16 protein-coding genes and 3 pseudogenes are annotated in these 18,417 nt (G+C 53.0%); 7 read left to right on the plus strand and 12 right to left on the minus strand.

Translation table 11 applies throughout. From position 1 onward, the window contains the following. The first annotated feature begins 117 nt into the window (after nt 1–117). The 4 genes from lolB to dauA all read left to right on the plus strand — a co-directional run bounded on the left by lolB (nt 118) and on the right by dauA (nt 4,472). Nucleotides 118–729 carry a lipoprotein insertase outer membrane protein LolB gene (lolB, locus tag AAER43_RS13240; protein WP_023330589.1) on the plus strand — a complete coding sequence of 204 codons (612 nt, stop codon included), beginning with the start codon at nt 118–120 and terminating at the stop codon, nt 727–729. Then, the gene (gene ispE, locus AAER43_RS13245; protein ID WP_050862642.1) at nt 726–1,595 is read left to right on the plus strand and encodes a 4-(cytidine 5'-diphospho)-2-C-methyl-D-erythritol kinase; all 870 of its coding nucleotides are present in this window, start codon (nt 726–728) and stop codon (nt 1,593–1,595) included. The genes lolB and ispE overlap by 4 nt, the downstream gene beginning before the upstream one ends. Before the next feature lie 125 nt (nt 1,596–1,720). Beyond that, a complete protein-coding gene (gene prs, locus AAER43_RS13250; protein WP_003856663.1) occupies nt 1,721–2,668 on the plus strand; it encodes a ribose-phosphate diphosphokinase in 948 nt (315 codons plus the stop codon). A gap of 124 nt (nt 2,669–2,792) precedes the next feature. Beyond that, the gene (dauA, locus tag AAER43_RS13255; RefSeq protein WP_014884198.1) at nt 2,793–4,472 is read left to right on the plus strand and encodes a C4-dicarboxylic acid transporter DauA; all 1,680 of its coding nucleotides are present in this window, start codon (nt 2,793–2,795) and stop codon (nt 4,470–4,472) included. Here the strand turns inward: dauA and AAER43_RS13260 are convergent. After that, nucleotides 4,458–5,516: a MerR family transcriptional regulator gene (locus tag AAER43_RS13260; RefSeq protein WP_045134151.1), complete on the minus strand. Its 1,059-nt coding sequence runs from the start codon at nt 5,514–5,516 to the stop codon at nt 4,458–4,460. The two genes, dauA and AAER43_RS13260, sit on opposite strands and share 15 nt — an antisense overlap. A 119-nt stretch (nt 5,517–5,635) precedes the next feature. Then, nucleotides 5,636–5,911, minus strand: a complete 276-nt coding sequence (gene ychH / locus AAER43_RS13265) for a stress-induced protein YchH (RefSeq protein WP_008499505.1) — start codon at nt 5,909–5,911, stop codon at nt 5,636–5,638. Between the two features lie 274 nt (nt 5,912–6,185). Here ychH and pth point away from each other — a divergent pair, with 274 nt between their 5' ends. Together pth and ychF are read left to right on the plus strand one after the other, a co-directional pair. Then, complete coding sequence (gene pth, locus AAER43_RS13270) at nt 6,186–6,770, plus strand: aminoacyl-tRNA hydrolase (protein WP_014884200.1); 585 nt, start codon at nt 6,186–6,188, stop codon at nt 6,768–6,770. A 126-nt stretch (nt 6,771–6,896) separates the two neighbouring features. Next, nucleotides 6,897–7,991, plus strand: coding sequence for a redox-regulated ATPase YchF (gene ychF / locus AAER43_RS13275; RefSeq protein ID WP_010432886.1), 1,095 nt, complete (start codon nt 6,897–6,899; stop codon nt 7,989–7,991). 303 nt (nt 7,992–8,294) lie between these two features. Here ychF and AAER43_RS13280 read toward each other — a convergent pair whose 3' ends face one another. From AAER43_RS13280 to AAER43_RS13290, 3 genes and pseudogenes are all read right to left on the minus strand, one after another. Beyond that, nucleotides 8,295–8,741: an SMI1/KNR4 family protein gene (locus AAER43_RS13280; RefSeq protein WP_023330592.1), complete on the minus strand. Its 447-nt coding sequence runs from the start codon at nt 8,739–8,741 to the stop codon at nt 8,295–8,297. 13 nt (nt 8,742–8,754) lie between these two features. After that, complete coding sequence (locus AAER43_RS13285) at nt 8,755–9,174, minus strand: HNH/ENDO VII family nuclease (RefSeq protein WP_256373051.1); 420 nt, start codon at nt 9,172–9,174, stop codon at nt 8,755–8,757. Then, nucleotides 9,154–10,224, minus strand: a pseudogene (locus AAER43_RS13290) (RHS repeat-associated core domain-containing protein); the annotation flags it as partial. The pseudogene AAER43_RS13290 and the gene AAER43_RS13285, both read right to left, overlap by 21 nt. A gap of 2 nt (nt 10,225–10,226) precedes the next feature. On the opposite strand from AAER43_RS13290, the pseudogene AAER43_RS13295 reads away from it, so the two are divergent. Continuing rightward, nucleotides 10,227–10,328: pseudogene (locus tag AAER43_RS13295) on the plus strand (DUF933 domain-containing protein); the annotation flags it as partial. Between the two features lie 54 nt (nt 10,329–10,382). Here the strand turns inward: AAER43_RS13295 and AAER43_RS13300 are convergent. The 7 genes and pseudogenes from AAER43_RS13300 to AAER43_RS13330 all read right to left on the minus strand — a co-directional run bounded on the left by AAER43_RS13300 (nt 10,383) and on the right by AAER43_RS13330 (nt 18,414). Beyond that, nucleotides 10,383–10,676, minus strand: a complete 294-nt coding sequence (locus AAER43_RS13300; protein ID WP_014884201.1) for a YciI family protein — start codon at nt 10,674–10,676, stop codon at nt 10,383–10,385. Nucleotides 10,677–10,775: 99 nt separating this feature from the next. Continuing rightward, complete coding sequence (locus AAER43_RS13305; protein WP_023330594.1) at nt 10,776–11,141, minus strand: hypothetical protein; 366 nt, start codon at nt 11,139–11,141, stop codon at nt 10,776–10,778. Between the two features lie 16 nt (nt 11,142–11,157). Further along, complete coding sequence (locus AAER43_RS13310) at nt 11,158–11,538, minus strand: hypothetical protein (protein WP_032629020.1); 381 nt, start codon at nt 11,536–11,538, stop codon at nt 11,158–11,160. A gap of 101 nt (nt 11,539–11,639) precedes the next feature. Further along, entirely contained in the window at nt 11,640–12,122 is a 483-nt protein-coding gene (locus AAER43_RS13315; RefSeq protein WP_023330595.1) for a hypothetical protein, read from the minus strand. Then, nucleotides 12,119–12,990: pseudogene (locus AAER43_RS13320) on the minus strand (RHS repeat-associated core domain-containing protein); the annotation flags it as partial. The pseudogene AAER43_RS13320 and the gene AAER43_RS13315, both read right to left, overlap by 4 nt. A 553-nt stretch (nt 12,991–13,543) precedes the next feature. Next, nucleotides 13,544–14,026, minus strand: coding sequence for a hypothetical protein (locus AAER43_RS13325; protein ID WP_023330597.1), 483 nt, complete (start codon nt 14,024–14,026; stop codon nt 13,544–13,546). Next, nucleotides 14,023–18,414 (minus strand): RHS repeat-associated core domain-containing protein, encoded by a 4,392-nt coding sequence (locus tag AAER43_RS13330; protein ID WP_057057980.1) that lies wholly within the window; start codon nt 18,412–18,414, stop codon nt 14,023–14,025. The genes AAER43_RS13325 and AAER43_RS13330 overlap by 4 nt, the downstream gene beginning before the upstream one ends. Nucleotides 18,415–18,417 lie beyond the last annotated feature (3 nt).

Genomic DNA, 18,417 nt, shown 5'->3' on the forward strand with positions numbered 1-18,417 from the left:
CTTTCGGAGTAATAGCTTACGCATTGCTTTGAGATAATTTGAACGTAGACGGTGGGACTGCGGGACGCTAGCATTAACAGTTATAACTGCAACGTATCTCAAGGATTTGTCCTCATTATGACCCGACTGATTCGCCTGCTGCCTCTGGCGGCACTGGTTCTGACCGCATGTACTGTCACCCAACCAAAAGGCCCGGGCAAAAGCCCTGATTCACCGCAGTGGCGTCAGCACCAGCAGGACGTCCGCAATTTGAGCCAGTATCAGACCCGCGGCGCCTTCGCCTATCTCTCTGATGAACAAAAAGTGTATGCGCGTTTCTTCTGGCAGCAAACCGGGCAGGACAACTATCGCCTGCTGCTGCTGAACCCGCTCGGCAGCACCGAACTGGAGCTTATCGCTAAACCGGGCGAAGCGCAGATCACCGACAATAAAGGCCAGCACTACACCGCGACCGATGCCGAAGAGATGATTGGCAAGCTGACCGGGATGCCGATCCCGCTGAACAGCCTGCGCCAGTGGATCCTCGGCCTGCCGGGTGACGCCACCGACTACACCCTGGACGATCAATACCGTCTGAGCCAGGCCAACTACACCCAGAATGGCAAAACCTGGAAAGTGGTATACAACGACTATGACAGCAAGAGTAAACCATCGCTGCCATCAAATATGGAGCTGACACAGGGCAGCCAGCGCATCAAGCTCAAAATGGATAACTGGATCGTTAAATGATGACCCACTGGCCTTCTCCGGCAAAACTGAACCTGTTTTTATATATCACCGGTCAGCGTGCTGACGGCTACCATACCCTGCAAACGCTGTTTCAGTTTATTGACTATGGCGACACGATCGCCATTGAGCCGCGTCAGGACGGGCAAATTTGCCTCCTGACGCCGGTCGAAGGCGTGGCGCATGAAGACAACCTGATTGTGCGTGCCGCGCGCCTGCTGATGAAAGCGGCGGCGTCGTCGGGGCGGCTGCCCGCGGGAAGCGGTGCGGACATCAGTATAGAGAAGCGCCTGCCGATGGGCGGCGGTCTGGGCGGCGGCTCATCTAACGCCGCCACGGTGCTGGTTGCCCTGAATCACCTCTGGGGCAGCGGGCTGTCGCAGGACGAACTGGCCGCCCTGGGCTTGACACTGGGCGCGGATGTTCCGGTGTTTGTTCGCGGTCATGCGGCCTTTGCCGAGGGCGTGGGGGAAATCCTCTCCCCGGTCAACCCGCCGGAAAAATGGTATCTGGTTGCTCACCCCGGCGTGAGCATTCCGACCCCGGTCATCTTTAAAGATCCTGACCTGAAAAGAAATACCCCGATTCGGTCAATAGAAACGTTATTAAATTGTGAATTCAGCAACGATTGCGAGGATATCGCAAGAAAACGTTTTCGCGAGGTTGATGCGGTGCTTTCCTGGCTGTTAGAATACGCGCCGTCGCGCCTGACTGGTACAGGGGCCTGTGTCTTTGCTGAATTTGACACCGAATCCGCCGCTCGTCAGGTGCTTGAGCAAGCGCCGGATTGGCTGCATGGTTTTGTAGCGCGTGGGATGAACATCTCCCCCCTACAGCAGGCCATTCTGGCGCAGACTGAGTTTCGGTGACAACGTCACCCTGTTCCAGACGTTGCATCGCGCTCTTTAATACACCGCCTGGATAGCCTTCGCCTGGCCCGCACAGTTTGCGGCGAACGCTATCCACCACTGGACGCATGCCTGAGGTTCTTCTCGTGCCTGATATGAAGCTTTTTGCTGGTAACGCCACCCCGGAACTAGCACAACGTATTGCCAACCGCCTGTACACTTCCCTCGGCGACGCCGCTGTAGGTCGCTTTAGCGACGGCGAAGTCAGCGTACAAATTAACGAAAATGTACGCGGTGGTGATATTTTCATCATCCAGTCCACCTGTGCTCCAACGAATGACAACCTGATGGAACTGGTTGTTATGGTCGACGCGCTGCGTCGCGCTTCCGCAGGCCGTATCACTGCTGTAATCCCTTACTTCGGCTATGCCCGTCAGGACCGTCGCGTCCGTTCCGCGCGTGTGCCAATTACCGCTAAAGTCGTTGCTGATTTCCTCTCCAGCGTCGGCGTTGACCGCGTACTGACCGTTGACCTGCACGCAGAGCAGATCCAGGGCTTCTTCGACGTCCCGGTTGATAACGTATTCGGCAGCCCAATCCTGCTGGAAGACATGCTGCAGCTGAACCTGGACAACCCGATCGTGGTTTCTCCGGACATCGGCGGCGTGGTACGTGCCCGTGCTATCGCTAAGCTGCTGAACGATACCGACATGGCGATCATCGACAAACGTCGTCCACGCGCTAACGTTTCTCAGGTGATGCACATCATCGGTGACGTTGCTGGCCGCGACTGCGTACTGGTTGACGATATGATCGATACCGGTGGCACGCTGTGTAAAGCCGCTGAAGCGCTGAAAGAACGTGGTGCGAAACGCGTATTTGCTTACGCAACTCACCCAATCTTCTCCGGTAATGCGGTAAACAACCTGCGTAACTCCGTCATTGACGAAGTTGTGGTATGCGATACCATCCCACTGAGCGACGAGATCAAGGCACTGCCAAACGTGCGTACCTTGACCCTGTCCGGGATGCTGGCCGAAGCGATTCGTCGTATCAGCAACGAAGAATCCATCTCTGCAATGTTCGAACATTAATCGAACACGGCCGAAAAACCCGCTGCGGCGGGTTTTTTTGTCTTTAGGTTTTATTTGTATGATTAATGCCTCCTTCACCTGCCATTCATATGACAGATGATGCGCACTCGGATGATAGATAATTGTGAAAAACGTAGCCTCCTCACATGTTCTGCCCTTTCGCGCCCTCATCGACGCTTGCTGGAAAGAGAAGTACACCTCGTCACGTTTTGTCCGTGACCTGATTGCCGGGATCACCGTCGGCATTATCGCCATACCGCTGGCGATGGCGCTGGCGATTGGTAGCGGCGTTGCACCACAGTACGGCCTCTACACCTCGGCCGTTGCCGGGATTGTCATCGCCCTGACCGGTGGTTCACGCTTCAGCGTCTCCGGCCCGACCGCCGCTTTTGTGGTGATCCTCTACCCGGTTTCGCAACAGTTTGGTCTTGCAGGCCTGCTGGTTGCCACCCTGATGTCAGGCCTGTTTTTGATTCTCTTTGGCCTGGCCCGCTTTGGCCGCCTGATTGAGTACATTCCCCTTTCCGTCACGCTCGGGTTCACCTCAGGGATCGGGATCACCATCGGAACCATGCAGATCAAAGATTTTCTCGGTCTGCAGATGCCTCATGTACCGGAACATTATCTGCAAAAAGTAGGCGCGCTGTTTATGGCACTGCCTACGGCCAACCTGGGCGACGCCGCCATCGGGATTGTGACGCTGGGTACGCTGATTGTCTGGCCTCGTTTAGGGATTCGTCTGCCGGGTCACCTTCCCGCGCTGCTGCTGGGTTGCGCAGTAATGGCTATCGTCAATATGTTCGGTGGTCATGTCGCGACGATCGGCTCGCAGTTCCATTATGTGCTGGCGGACGGTTCTCAGGGTAGCGGCATTCCGCAACTGTTACCGCAACTGGTACTGCCGTGGGACATGCCTGGCTCCAGCTTTACCTTAAGCTGGGATTCCCTGCGCGCCTTGCTTCCCGCCGCATTCTCTATGGCAATGCTGGGGGCCATTGAATCTCTGCTCTGCGCCGTCGTGCTCGACGGCATGACCGGCACCAAACATAAAGCCAACAGCGAACTGGTCGGTCAGGGGTTAGGCAATCTCATCGCCCCGTTCTTTGGCGGTATTACCGCAACGGCAGCCATCGCCCGTTCAGCGGCGAACGTGCGCGCGGGAGCAACCTCCCCCGTTTCGGCGGTTATCCACTCCGTGCTGGTGATCCTCGCTCTGCTGATCCTTGCCCCCCTGCTCTCCTGGCTGCCGCTTTCCGCTATGGCCGCGCTGCTGCTGATGGTGGCCTGGAACATGAGTGAGGCGCATAAGGTGGTCAACCTGCTGCGTCGTGCACCAAAAGACGACATCATCGTAATGTTGATCTGTATGTCGCTGACGGTGCTGTTCGATATGGTTATCGCCATCAGCGTCGGGATCGTGCTGGCTTCCCTGCTGTTTATGCGCCGCATTGCACAGATGACGCGCCTTTCGCCGGTCAACGTAGAGGTGCCTGATGATGTGCTGGTGCTGCGCGTAATTGGCCCGCTGTTCTTCGCCGCGGCGGAAGGCCTGTTCAGCGAACTGGAAACTCGTATCGCGGGCAAACGGATTGTGGTATTGAAATGGGATGCCGTACCGGTGCTGGATGCCGGGGGCCTGGACGCCTTCCAGCGCTTCGTACAACGTCTGCCGGAAGGCTGCGAGCTGCGGGTGAGTAACCTGGAATTCCAGCCGCTGCGCACCATGGCGCGCGCGGGCGTACAGCCGATCCCTGGCCGACTCTCTTTCTACCCTAACCGGGAAGCGGCGTTAGCGGATCTGTGATTCACCTGATGCGGAGAAACGTCTCTGCATCATTATCCCGATGGCCTGCTGGAGCCATGCAAGCACAGCAGGCGACATCCATGTTCCTTTCATCAGCTGCGGCTCCTGCTGCATGGCCGCGCGAAACTTTTGCTGGGTTTCCGGGTTTGTTCCCGCATACGACTGGAATAACGCCAGCCAGTTTTCAGCCAGCTTTTGCGCCTCCTCACAGGCAGGATCGATACTTTTCCGCTGCGCCTGATGCAGTTTCGCCACCAGCGGCGGCCACTCCATCATGCGGTCAAAGTAGTGTGCCCTGGTAAAGGCCATCTCTTCGGCGGTGAGATACTTCTCCCATATGTTGAGCTTAGATTCAGCAAACGCCCGGGTAATGTACTCCGTCATCTCCGGCGTGATGCCAGTCTGCGCCTGCATTTGCGGCTCAACGCTGTGCATTTCGTTCAGCCGGGTAAGAAACTCTGGCTTGCCCGCCGTGTCCTGCTCCAGGCGTTCCATCCAGCGCGTCGCCAGCTCCATGGCTCGCGCATCCGTAACGGGGATATGTTGCTCCAGAAGTATGTTGGCCTCTGTAACCAGCCCTGACCAGATAGCCGCCAGTGCCTCCTTCTGCACCGCAAACGGCAGCTGCTGTAACTCTTCTTTGCTAAACCAGCGATCGTACATATTCATTAACTCCAGCGTCTGTAGCCAGGATTCCAGATCCGGCGTCGCATCGTCGCGAAGCCCGGTGCGCAATTCCACCAGCCGGTCGCGCAGCGTATGTATGCTGCAAAGCTGTTTATCCAACAGCGTGATTTGCGCATCGAGTAACTCGGTTAACGACAGCGACGCCTGTTCCAGAAAATCCCTGATTTCAGCAAGTTCCAGCCCCGCTTTTGCCAGCGTCTGGATCATGTGCAGACGCTGGACATCTGCCAGGTTGTAAAGCCGGTAACCTGCCGCACTTCTGGCAGAAGGCAGCAACAACCCTGTTTGCTCATAGTGATGCAATGTCCGCACGGTGATACCGGCCCGTTTCGCAAGCTCACCCACCTGAATCAACATAATTGCTCCTTTTTACTTTGCCAGTGCACCCACTCTGGAGCCTTACGTTACGTGAGGGTCAATACTCCATGCAAAAAAAACGACTCCCTTGGGAGTCGTTCGGTGTTCTTTATCAGGTACTAGCTGTGCTTGTGCTGATCCCTGCGACAACGTTTATCATAATGGCGCACCCACCAGTATTTATCGCAGACTTCTTCATGTCCGCTCACGCGCGCCCCGGCAAGCCACAATACTGCACCGAGGAAAATGCTCAGTACCGCGCCATGCGCGAAGTATTGCGGGAGATCAAGCTGCGGCAATTGGTTTAAAATTGAATAACCCACGCCGACAACCATCACGAACAGCCCCAACCCCATCAGCACGTTACCGAGTAACGAAGCGTTTTTGCGTTTCATGTGTCACCTCCGGAACTTTGGGTTGTCAGGGGAAAAGCCCCTAATCCTTGTGTGTAAAGTATAGACAACGCCCCTTTTATGAGTTGCGTGAATGATCACATTTACGGATAACTCCCAAACAAAAGTTTACAAATAAGGCGTTGAACAGCTTGAAATTCTAATTGTTCAGATGAGTAATTATTCGACTTTCGCCGTGACGATTGCAGAATTTTGTCAAGCGGCGCGCCAGACAGTAAACTACGCGCCAGATCTGGAACCCATTAGGAATTGAATCGTGACGATTAAACTGATTGTCGGCCTCGCCAACCCGGGCGCAGAATATGCGGCCACTCGCCACAATGCCGGGGCATGGTATGTTGATCTGCTGGCCGAGCGGTTGCGTGCTCCCCTGCGCGAAGAACCTAAATTCTTCGGCTATACCTCACGTATCAACCTTGCTGGCGCAGATGTGCGCCTGCTGGTACCCACCACCTTTATGAACCTGAGCGGTAAAGCCGTGGCGGCAATGGCAACGTTTTATCGCATCAATCCGGATGAAATTCTGGTGGCTCACGATGAGCTGGACCTCCCACCCGGCGTGGCAAAATTCAAACTGGGCGGCGGGCACGGGGGCCATAACGGTCTGAAAGATATTATCAGCAAGCTGGGCAATAACCCGAATTTCCACCGTTTGCGCGTAGGAATCGGCCATCCGGGCGATAAAAACAAAGTTGTTGGTTTTGTGTTAGGTAAGCCCCCGGTTTCTGAGCAGAAGCTAATTGACGAGGCGGTAGACGAAGCGGTGCGCTGCACTGAAATTTGGCTGAAGGATGGCTTAACCAAAGCGACAAACCGCCTGCACGCTTTCAAAGCGCAATAATCCGCCCGATACGGCTTTTTTACCGCGCGTGATGCGGGTTACGTGTATAATAGGCAGAGTTATTTACTTTTCATCAATCGGTTATCGTTAACCGATTGATTATCAAGATATTAAGGTGATTTAGAAATGGGATTCAAATGCGGTATCGTCGGTCTGCCAAACGTGGGCAAATCCACCCTGTTTAACGCGCTTACCAAAGCGGGTATCGAAGCGGCGAACTTCCCGTTCTGTACCATCGAACCGAACACCGGGGTTGTGCCAATGCCCGACCCGCGTCTGGATCAGCTCGCGGAGATCGTGAAGCCACAGCGCATTCTGCCGACCACCATGGAGTTCGTTGACATCGCGGGCCTGGTAAAAGGCGCCTCCAAAGGTGAAGGTCTGGGTAACCAGTTCCTGACCAACATTCGTGAAACCGAAGCGATCGGCCACGTTGTGCGCTGCTTCGAGAACGACAACATCATCCACGTCAACAACAAAGTGGATCCGGCTGACGACATCGACGTCATCAACACCGAGCTGGCGCTCTCTGACCTCGACACCTGCGAACGCGCGATTCACCGCGTGCAGAAGAAAGCCAAAGGCGGCGATAAAGACGCGAAAGCGGAACTGGCTGCGCTGGAAAAATGTCTGCCACAGCTGGAAAACGCGGGCATGCTGCGCGCGCTGAAAAACCTGACGGAAGAAGACAAGGCGGCGATCAAATACCTGAGCTTCCTGACCCTGAAGCCAACCATGTACATCGCCAACGTTAACGAAGACGGTTTTGAGAACAACCCGTATCTGGACAAAGTGCGTGAAATCGCCGCGGCGGAAGGTTCTGTCGTTGTGGCTGTATGCGCTGCCGTTGAATCTGATATCGCCGAGCTGGACGACGCTGACCGTGAAGAGTTCATGGCCGAGCTGGGTCTGGAAGAGCCGGGTCTGAACCGCGTAATTCGCGCGGGTTATGAGCTGCTGAACCTGCAGACCTACTTCACCGCTGGCGTGAAAGAAGTCCGTGCCTGGACGATTCCTGTGGGTGCAACTGCGCCTCAGGCAGCCGGTAAGATCCACACCGACTTCGAGAAAGGTTTTATTCGCGCGCAGACTATCGCGTTTGAAGACTTCATCACTTACAAGGGTGAGCAAGGCGCGAAAGAAGCAGGCAAGATGCGTGCGGAAGGGAAAGATTACATTGTTAAAGATGGCGATGTGATGAACTTCCTGTTTAACGTTTGATTGGTTTTGAATGAAGAAAATCCACGCTTTGGCGTGGATTTTTTTATTCGAGGGTTAAAACACATTTTCCAGGAGTTCTGTTTTCATGCTGGGTTCAAATGGAATGATCTCAACAGTCGCAAGCTTTAACCTCTGAAAAGGATCCTCGCGTAATCGCTCCTCAAGAGAGGCAAGACACTCAGATTTAGCAAGAATGACGCCACCGTTTCTTGGGATCCATTTACATTATAAGGCCCAAGTTCCATCATAGACCTTATAATGTTAGCTCTTGATTGAAAAGATCAAAATTTACTTAAAAAAAAATCATGTCCGTAATTTCACATAATTATCAAAAAACTCAGAAAACGAAGCGTTTAAAGTGTTTGTTTCTTTTCTGGAAAACAGATCATAATTAATAACTCGACCAAAAGTTTTGCCGCCACAGTCTATACACCAACAAACTTCGTCATCTTTGAAATAGATAACTGCATAGTTTTCAGGAAGGGAGAACTCAGTCCGGCAATAATTTGTATCATAAAAAACAGCACCTCCGGATTCTTCGAGTGCATTGTTATCAACTACTCCTGAGATCTCCTCTCCAATTACACCGCCGCCGCCAACCAAATGTAAGAACTCTTTAAAATCAAGTGGGAGTTTAATACCCAGATTATTTTCAAGTATGTCAATCTGCTCTAGATCAACCGGGCCTAACCAAAACACCTCGTCTGTAGCATTCTTATCTAAATGCTCAATTGCAGTTTTGATAGTCATCTTTTACACCCTATTAAAAATCCAATGATCTCAACTTCCAATACGCGCTTCTAAATCTGTTGTACTGCCTATCAAGTTCAGGAGTATTTCTAAAACTCCCACCATTCTCAATTAATCCATGCAATTGCTTATGATACAGCTTATGCGTTGATGAAAGAATTTCCACCATCGGTCCAGGCTCTTGTCCAAGAACATGATGGAGGTTAACTTGTTTTCCATCCGTGCCAATCGGAGCATAGCCATTCTTCATCAAATCAACATTTGTCCAACCATCCTTAACTTTCGCTTTGATTGAAGGATGAACTGACGGATGAACCGACTTAGGGACACCTGGATGTATATCAACAGTATTTTTATAGACTGCACGTCCCAGAATGGTTCCAGGCTTATATTTACCTGAGGATGAACACCTACTCAACCCCCACGGATCCACCCACCCCAGCGCATTCGGCGCATACTGGTAAAGGTTTATCCCCCCCGCCAGCCCTATCGGGTCCTGCTGCGTAAACCGTCCGCAGTCCGGGTCGTAATACCGGAACAGATTGTAGTGCAGCCCTGTCTCACGATCCAGGTATTGACCCTGCATGCGCAGGTTCTGAGAATATCCTGATACCTGCGTTTCGCTTTCCCGCAGCAGCTTGCCCCAGGCGCTGTTCACCGCGTCCCAGCGCACCTGCCCTTCGATATCCGTCATCCGCTCCGGCGTGCCGTTGGGCTGACAGTGGAACCAGAAGATTTCCGGGGCATCCACGCCGTCGATACGCGCCAGCGGATCGTAGCTGTCCTGATCGCTGTAGACGTAGGTCAGCGGCACATCCCCGTGCACTTCCTGCAGCAGGCGGAACCCCTCCCAGACAAAACGGGTAGTGACCGGCTTGCCGGTTGGCTGCCCGCCCAGCATCTGGCGACGCGTTTTGCTGATCCGTCGTCCGAGCGGATCGTAGCGGAAGTTGACCTGCGTCTGCGGTTTGTTGCGATCCCGCGGCTGGCTGATGACCTCCGTCAGGCGGTGCTCGCCGTCGTAGCGGTAGTGCCACCGGGTCTGGCCGTTATCCTTCTCCACGGTGCGGCCGTGAATGTCATAACGCCAGCGAATGCCGTTCAGCTGCGTCAGGCGGTTATGCGTGACCTTCTCAGCAGCCCCTTCGAGCGGGTTACCGGCGGCATCCCAGCGCCACTGCTCCTGTCCGGGCAGCGAGCCGTCCTGAACCAGCAGGCGCCCGGCGCTGTCGTACTGCCAGCGGTACCAGCTGAACGGATTATCGTCCCGCTCTTCCCGCACCAGGTTATTGCGGTAATCGTAATCCCAGCAGCGGGACCAGCGGCGCGGCGACGGGCGGTGAGCATTGCCGGTAAAGACGTCCCGGCGATGCAGTCGTCCAAGGTGGTCGTACTCGCTGCGGGTGGTCAGCAGCCCCTGGGTGCGGCTGGTTTCACGGTGGAGTTCGTCGCGGGCAAAGTCGGAGACCGACAGCTTATTGAGAACAAGGTGAGCAAGGCAAGAAAGAATCAGGCAAGATGCGTGAGAAAGAGAAAGATTACATCGTTAAAGATGGCGATCTGATGAACTTCCTGTTTAACGTCTGATTTGTTTTGAATGAAAAAAATCCACGCTTTGGCGTGGATTTTTTTATTCGAGGGTTAAAACACATTTTCCAGGAGTTCTGTTTTCATGCTGGGTTCAAAGGGAATGATTTCAACAGTCGCTAGCTTTAACGCCTGAAAAGGATCCTCGCGCAAGCGCTCTTCAAGAGAGGCAAGACTTTCACACTTAGCGAGAATGACCCCACCGTTTCTTGGGATCCGTCTACCGGATGCCAGGAAAATCCCCTCTGAATACCCCTTTTTTAGCCACTCAACATGAGCATGTATCGCTGCGTCAATCTCTTCGAGTGGTTTGATATAGGTTAAAATGACAATGTAAACCGTGCTCATCCTTTGCCTCTTAGCTCTGTTTTAAACCGCTTGTTGGAACTGCTTATGCAGCCCTCTTTTGCCACCGGTTATTGTTATCATTTTTTGGTGCTTTTGATGTTAATACGCAGGGCCCGATAGAGACAGCGCGTTACGCTTCATATCCCAGGAATAAAACCAATCATGCCAGCCGTTTTGCTTTTCCGCATAGCTACAGACCACAACCACTTGCTTTGACAGGTTGAAAGTTAAGTAATAGAAAGCTGCGCCTTCAGGAGGTGCTGACCAAAATGGTTTTTCACCCTGCGCATTGAAGATGGTCAAAACGGTTGGTAATGGCTTTGGTTCGCTTAACGCAAAGACTAACTGGCGTGTTGAGTCGACCATTGCATGGTCTAAAAATGGCATACTAACCACTCTGTTACTTTCACCACTAGCCCAATGAAGCAGGTTATTTTCTTTAAAATAAATGAGATTTTCAATCATTGGTAAACCTCAACCTTTAAAGGTTGATCTTTTTCAAATCACCTTCAAAAAGCCCCACAAGATATACCCGGTATCGTGCTGGTTGCACTTCTTTATACGTTAATACACTAGAAAAATCTTTCAAACACTTTGAACATGTATTTTTCGAAACATCTAATTGGCTATCGTCGTAGCTATATTTCTTATGTTCACTAACAAGCTTCACACCTCTCATTTTCTTAACCAAAAAGCTTTTTACCTCTTCAGTAAGCGTGTCAAACTCATATGAGTTTACGATAGAGTAGACTATTACCCCGTCACACTCAGGGCATGATATTTCCTTTCCATACTCTATGAAATCATTGTCAATGCCATCGAGGACTAATAACTTCTTTTTAAGTCGATTAGTTATTTTCATTTTCTCTATAACTTTTAACTCCAATAATAACAAGTAAGATTAAAAGTAAATGGATGATGTTATTAGTCAATAACTTAATTTAGGCAAGCCTTAGTTATTGATTATATTGAATTCCAAACTATATGTATGCCATGGTTGAATGACTTTGTCTCATACGAGACAGAAATTCGGCCCCATTCATAATCCCATCTAATCATTTCTGTTTTCGTAATATCAGGAGCCCCTAAATTCAGAGAAAGGCTTAGCCAATCAGACAAGCTTTTCACTGAGTTATTTAGCATGTTAATATTAGTTCTTGCATCCCAGTCCTTTAGGGATTTATAATATTCACTATCTTTATCGACAAGATGAACCATAAAAGGAAAACCAAAACATATTGGCCGTATGTTAATTTCAAATTCTTTATCGCAAAAAAACACCGGATCAATAAGATAGTGATAAGGCATGTATTTCTTTACAGCATTAAACGTATTTAGTTTGTGATAAAGTTTACTGTTGCAAAATCCTTCTTCAGTATCAATCTCTAAAGTTAGACCATCGAAAATTAGCTTTCCCGTTTTCGCATTAAAATTTAAGTTTATCATATATCTAAAATCTTTCCTGGGGTTAAGGACTGAAGTCCTCCCCCATCTCCATACAACTTATTGGCTGCAGCTCTACCGTAAGCAACATCTATGTCTTCGCTTACATAGAAAGCCCTTAATTTCGTACGTACAGACCATCGAGGATCTAATTTTACCTGTAGCACTTGATGATAACCCAAAGGATCGCCTCTATATTGATTGACTGTTGGGAATGTCACAGTATATGAGGGTTGTTGATTCCCATTCGGGTAAAGAGCATAAAGAATTATACCTTTTTTCAGCTTCCTATTCTTATAAACATCAATACCGGGATAATCATCATTTCCAGGGCCTTGCCACTTTGTTGCTTCTTTAGATGGATCCTTACATTTACGACTCAACCCCCACGGATCCACCCCAGCGCATTCGGCGCATACTGGTAAAGGTTTATCCCCCCCGCCAGCCCTATCGGGTCCTGCTGCGTAAACCGCCCGCAGTCCGGGTCGTAATACCGGAACAGACTGTAGTGCAGCCCTGTCTCACGGTCCAGGTATTGCCCCTGCATGCGCAGGTTCTGAGAATATCCTGATACCTGCGTCTCACTTTCCCGCAGCAGCTTGCCCCAGGCGCTGTTCACCCCTTCCCAGCGCACCTGCCCTTCGATATCCGTCATCCGCTCCGGCGTACCGTTGGGCTGGCAGTGGAACCAGAAGATCTCCGGGGCATCAACGCCATCGACACGCGCCAGCGGATCGTAACTGTCCTGATCGCTGTAGACGTAGGTCAGCGGCACGTCCCCGTTCACCTCCTGCAGCAGGCGGAACCCCTCCCAGACGAACCGGGTAGTGACCGGCTTGCCGGTTGGCTGTCCGCCCAACATCTGGCGTCGCGGTGACGGGCGCTGGGCATTGCCAGTGTATACATCCCGGCGATGCAGTCGACCAAGACAGTCGTACTCCCTACGGGTGGTCAGCGCCCTCTGCATGCAGAAGGAAAAAATTACACTGTTAAAGATGGCGACATACTGAACTTCCTGAATAACGTTTGAATAGTTTCAGTTGTGTCTTGAGACTCTCTTTACTTCATAGCATTTACTAATAACCCACGCCATATCTTGATTTTTTCTTGAAAGTTCAATTAAAGTATTTATAGCGAAATCTGAAGGCGAGTAATTCATTCCGCCATAAATGCAATCTTTTCAGAATTATTATCTAACTATTCTTTATGCATTTTCATTATACATCCCTCCTTTTTAGACCCACTTATAAAAGATGTACAAAGAAGATTATTATTTCATTTAGAAAAAAGGGATTAATCCGATTTTTTATCTCGCATACTAAATAAGGCAGTCATCTATAATAAATTTAAATATCACTACTGGACAATATGGCTTCCGTTCCATGGATGGATAACTCATATATGTAATGTACGATTTATTACCATCAGAGATTAAGATTCCATTCAATATATATCCCACAATCAAAGGATCTTTCATTTGATTGCACTGTTATCTCTCCCCATTCATAAGTCCATTTTGTTCCATATGGAGGCTTATTTATCTTTCCCATATTGTTTCTGGAAAATTTATTTTGAACCCATTCTGTCAATCGTCTTTCTTCCTCTTCTAGATTTTTTAACGATGCCCTCTTATCCCAATCTTTGAGTGATTGATAAAAATCTCCGTCTTTACTTGTAAGAAAAAGAGATGGATTAAATGAGAAAATTGCTGGTCTGAACTCTACGATAAAATTCTGCCCTTCCCATTCAATATCATTTTTCGAAAAATAAAATTTACCTATCTTAGTAAATTGCGGATGGGTTTTGTAAAACTCAGATGAAGTAAATATTTCAAAAGAACTAAGTTCAATAGGATAATCATCAATTTTAACATTCCCATTTTTTACATTAAATGTCATCTTTTTCATATATCTATAACCTTACCAGGAATTAATTTACCTCTTGCTTCTTCAGGTATGTAAAACTGCATCCCCCCCCCCTTTCCGAACTGAGGATTCGCCGTTGCACGACCACTAGCAACAAATATATCCTCAGATACATAATATGCCCTAACTTTGGTTCGTACAGGGAAATCTGGGTTAAGTTTCACTTGTAACGCCTCATGATATCCTAATGAATCACCTTTATATTGCCTAACTGTAGGATGAGTTACGGTATATGCAGGTAACTGATCACCATTTGGATGCAATGCATAGAGGATCGTTCCTTTTTTAAGCGTTCTGTTCGAGTAACTATCAATACCTTTATAATCTTTATTAAGAGGTCCTTGCCACTGAGTCGCTTCTTTAGAAGGATCCTTACATTTACGACTCAACCCCCACGGATCCATCCACCCCAGCGCATTCGGCGCATACTGGTAAAGGTTTATCCCCCCCGCCAGACCTATCGGGTCCTGCTGCGTAAACCGCCCGCAGTCCGGGTCGTAATACCGGAACAGATTGTAGTGCAGCCCTGTCTCACGGTCCAGGTATTGCCCCTGCATCCGCAGGTTCTGAGAATATCCTGATACTTGCGTCTCGCTTTCCCGCAGCAGCTTGCCCCAGGCGCTGTTCACCCCTTCCCAGCGTACCTGCCCTTCGCTATCCGTCATCCGCTCCGGCGTACCGTTGGGCTGGCAGTGGAACCAGAAGATCTCCGGGGCATCAACGCCGTCGATACGCGCCAGCGGATCGTAGCTGTCCTGATCGCTGTAGACGTAGGTTAGCGGCACGTCCCCGTGCACTTCCTGCAGCAGGCGGAAACCTTCCCAGACAAACCGGGTGCTGACCGGCTTGCCGGTTGGCTGTCCGCCCAGCATCTGGCGTCGCGTTTTGCTAATGCGTCGTCCGAGCGGATCGTAGCGGAAGCTGACCTGCGTCTGCGGTTTGTTGCGGTCCCGCGGCTGGCTGATGACTTCCGTCAGGCGATGTTCACCGTCGTAGCGGTAGTGCCAGCGGGTCTGGCCGTTATCTTTCTCCACGGTGCGGCCGTGGGTGTCATAGCGCCAGCGAATGCCGTTCAGTTGCGTCAGGCGGTTATGCGTGACCTTCTCAGCAGCCCCTTCGAGCGGGTTACCGGCGGCATCCCAGCGCCACTGCTCCTGTCCGGGCAGCGAGCCGTCCTGAACCAGCAGGCGCCCGGCGCTGTCATACTGCCAGCGGTACCAGCTGAACGGATTATCGTCCCGCTCTTCCCGCACCAGGTTATTGCGGTAATCGTAATCCCAGCGGCGAGACCAGCGGCGCGGCGACGGGCGTTGGGCATTGCCAGTGAAGACATCCCGGCGATGCAGTCGACCGAGGCGGTCGTACTCGCTGCGGGTGGTCAGCAGCCCCTGAGTGCGGCTGGTCTCCCGGTGGAGTTCGTCGCGGGTGAAATCAGAGACCGACAGCTTATCGAGGGCAATACCGAGCAGATGCCCGCTGCCGTAGTAGAACTGTTTCAGCTCGCGGCCATCGGGCAGCGTGACGGAGGTGCGGTTGCCCAGCGCGTCATACTCCCACGCCAGCTCGCCGTGTTCGCCCGCCTCGCGCGTCACGCGACCGAGCGCGTCATAGTCAAAGGCAAGCTCCTGCTCGGCCTCGGTGGTCCATGCGTCGGCTGAAAGCGCAGGATGCAGCCCGATCCGGCTTAATAGCCCGGATGGTGTGTAATGATAGCGGGTCTGTCCTTCCGGCGTGGTGCGGGCGACCAGCTGGCCGCTTGCGCTCCAGGCGAAGGCGTGGGTGATGGCCTCCGGGTGACCGGCGGCAAAGGTGCGCGCTATCGTGCGCCCGCAGGCGTCGTAGCAATACTGAGAGGCCACGCCATCAAGCCCTGTCTCTTCCAGAAGCAGCGAGTCCGCGCCCCAGCGGAACCGGTACGCTTCGCCGTTTTCGTTTTCCAGGGCAACCAGACGCCCGCGGCTGTCCCAGCGGCGGCGCACCTCTTCCCCCTGAGTATTGCGGGTGGCGGTTAAGCGCCCTGCGTCATCGTATCTGAACTCGCTTTCTTTCCCGTCAGCGCCCGCATGCTTCACCGGCAGGCCGCGCTCGTTCCATGCAAGTGACTCCGTCCAGCCTTCCGGACGATCGAGCTGCACCGGACGTCCTGCCGCGTCGTAGCGATAGCGCGTCTCTTCGCCGTCGGCGCCAGTCTCGGCCACCAGCCAGCCGAGCGGATGATAACGGTAGCGGGTAATGCGCCCGGAACAGTCCGTCGCACGTACCATCTGCCCGGCGTCGTTATACTCCTGGTAGCGGCTGTTTCCGGCGGCATCGACCTCCTCAATCACCTGACCAAACTCATCCCGGTGCAGGAGCGTGGTCTGCCCCATCGGGTCGACCACGCGCTTCAGGCCGTGATGTTCGTCGTACCAGAAACGGGTCGCGCTGCCGTCGGCTTCGATAATGGCCGCCGGAAGCGCGCGGTGCTCCAGCCAGGTGGTGGTACGGGTATTGCCGTCGGCGTCGATCTCCTGCACCCGATTGCCCATTTCGTCGTAGACAAAGGTAACGGCATTGCCGAGGGGATCGACGCGACGGGTCAGAAGTTCGTTGTCATCCCACTCGTAGCGCCAGGTTTCACCACGCTCGTCAACGTAGCGGACAATCAGATTTTGCGCGTTCCAGTAGTGCTTACGCGTCTGACCATCGTAGTGCTCGACGGTCGTCAGCCCGGCAGCTAAATCATAGCTAAAGCGGCACCCGTCGCCGGTGCTGGTGCGGTTTTCCACCACCCGCCAGTGGTCGAATTTTTGCCAGCGGTATTCACTTTCCAGCCCACCAGGCAGGCGGTGCCAGACCATCAGGCCACGGTCGTTATAGCGGTATTCACGCGTCACCACGCCGGAGGCATCCGTCGCGCTCGCCAGCTGGCCGCCCGCATCGTAGCGCCACTGCATCAGCGGCCAGGAACGGTTGCCGTCGAAATGGCTGGCTGCGGTAACGCGCTGCGGGAAACGTTCATCTTCGTAGCTCAGGGTGACGTCGATTGCCCGCGGCTCGTCGTGAAGGCCGACCAGCCTGCCGTGCTCGTCCCACTCCGTCAGCAGCGCGTTGCCGTATTCGTCGCTGAGGGAGGCGAGACGCAGGATAGATGGATTCGCCCGGGTCGGTTTATACAGACGCCATACCGCACCGTCATCATCGGCGATCGCGACGTCGCCGCTCTCATTGCGGCGGATAATAATGCCTTCGCTGATGCTGTAAAACGCGCGGTCGACAGGCGGCAGCTCGAAGCTCAGCTCACGCCCGGTTTCGTCGAACCAGGTGGCGTTGTTTTCTTCCAGCGTCAGATAGCTGTCAAAGGGGGTTGCCCAGCCCAGCCCGAACAGCCCTTCGCGGGTGGTCAGGCTGTTATAGCTGCGCTGCCAGCGAAGCGGGAAGCGCCCCGGCAGCGAGAAATCGAGTTCATCGTCGTCATTCAGTACCTTTACGCCGGTGGCGGCGTGAACCGGATGCGAGGAGCCAAACACGGCATTCACGGCCATATCGGCCAGCATCCCGCCGCCGGCCGCCGCCAGCGCGCAGGGCATGTTTTTAAGAATCTTGCCCGGACGTCCGCGCAGCAGGGAGAGCGCAATCATCCCCAGCGCCAGTCCCGGCGTTTTACCGCTTTTGATATCGCGAACCGTAAGCGTGTCGCCGCCAATGATCACGTTCGGGGAGACATCGTCGGAAATGGTGCCTTCGCAGGTGGTGCGATCTTTTGCGCGCACCGCAGGCTGTCCGTTGATAAAGACGCTTTTGGAGCCTTCCGCCAGATACTGCGGCCCGGAGTGTTTTTCGCACGCCACCTTGTCTTCTTCCAGTGGCGAGGTCCCCGCCGCGGCAGAGGCCACGCTCGGCTGCCACATTTCGCTGCCAAATTGTCCGGCGGCGGAAAGCAGCATCCCTGCGTAATCGGCAAAACTGCCCGGAGACTGCGGTTCAGGGGAAGGGGTATCCGCAGGCGTCAACGTTCCGGCCGCGCGCGCGGCGGGGATCGCATTCGTCAGAACGTTATTCGAACCGGTGGTAATTTTGCCCGCAGGCGACGGAGGGAAAAGCGCATTGCCCAACCCTTCCGCGGCATTGCTGATATCGTCAGTGATCCCTGCCACGTTCGCCAGCACGCCGCCGATAATCCCGCTTAACAGACAGCTGGATCCAATTGCCGCCACGCCTGCTGCCGCGGCCCCCGCCCCCAGCAGTGGCGCCGCTACGGTTGCAGCAGCGCCTACCGCCGCACCGATCACCGCATAGGCGGCACCTTCCGCCACAATGCTGGTGATGTCAGCAAAAATGCTGGAGTGAATAATCTCGTCGCCCTTACGGGCCGCGTTGTTATCGCTCATGCC

Origin of the sequence: Enterobacter sp. FUJ80071 (assembly GCF_038739915.1) — a bacterium.
GTDB classification, from domain to species: domain Bacteria; phylum Pseudomonadota; class Gammaproteobacteria; order Enterobacterales; family Enterobacteriaceae; genus Enterobacter; species Enterobacter kobei.

Coding starts and splice junctions, on each gene's coding strand:
- lolB (WP_023330589.1), top strand. CDS start 118: ATGACCCGACTGATTCGCCTGCTGCCTCTGGCGGCACTGGTTCTGACC.
- ispE (WP_050862642.1), top strand. CDS start 726: ATGATGACCCACTGGCCTTCTCCGGCAAAACTGAACCTGTTTTTATAT.
- AAER43_RS13260 (WP_045134151.1), bottom strand. CDS start 5,516: ATGTTGATTCAGGTGGGTGAGCTTGCGAAACGGGCCGGTATCACCGTG.
- ychH (WP_008499505.1), bottom strand. CDS start 5,911: ATGAAACGCAAAAACGCTTCGTTACTCGGTAACGTGCTGATGGGGTTG.
- ychF (WP_010432886.1), top strand. CDS start 6,897: ATGGGATTCAAATGCGGTATCGTCGGTCTGCCAAACGTGGGCAAATCC.
- AAER43_RS13280 (WP_023330592.1), bottom strand. CDS start 8,741: ATGACTATCAAAACTGCAATTGAGCATTTAGATAAGAATGCTACAGAC.
- AAER43_RS13300 (WP_014884201.1), bottom strand. CDS start 10,676: ATGAGCACGGTTTACATTGTCATTTTAACCTATATCAAACCACTCGAA.
- AAER43_RS13305 (WP_023330594.1), bottom strand. CDS start 11,141: ATGATTGAAAATCTCATTTATTTTAAAGAAAATAACCTGCTTCATTGG.
- AAER43_RS13310 (WP_032629020.1), bottom strand. CDS start 11,538: ATGAAAATAACTAATCGACTTAAAAAGAAGTTATTAGTCCTCGATGGC.
- AAER43_RS13315 (WP_023330595.1), bottom strand. CDS start 12,122: ATGATAAACTTAAATTTTAATGCGAAAACGGGAAAGCTAATTTTCGAT.
- AAER43_RS13325 (WP_023330597.1), bottom strand. CDS start 14,026: ATGAAAAAGATGACATTTAATGTAAAAAATGGGAATGTTAAAATTGAT.
- AAER43_RS13330 (WP_057057980.1), bottom strand. CDS start 18,414: ATGAGCGATAACAACGCGGCCCGTAAGGGCGACGAGATTATTCACTCC.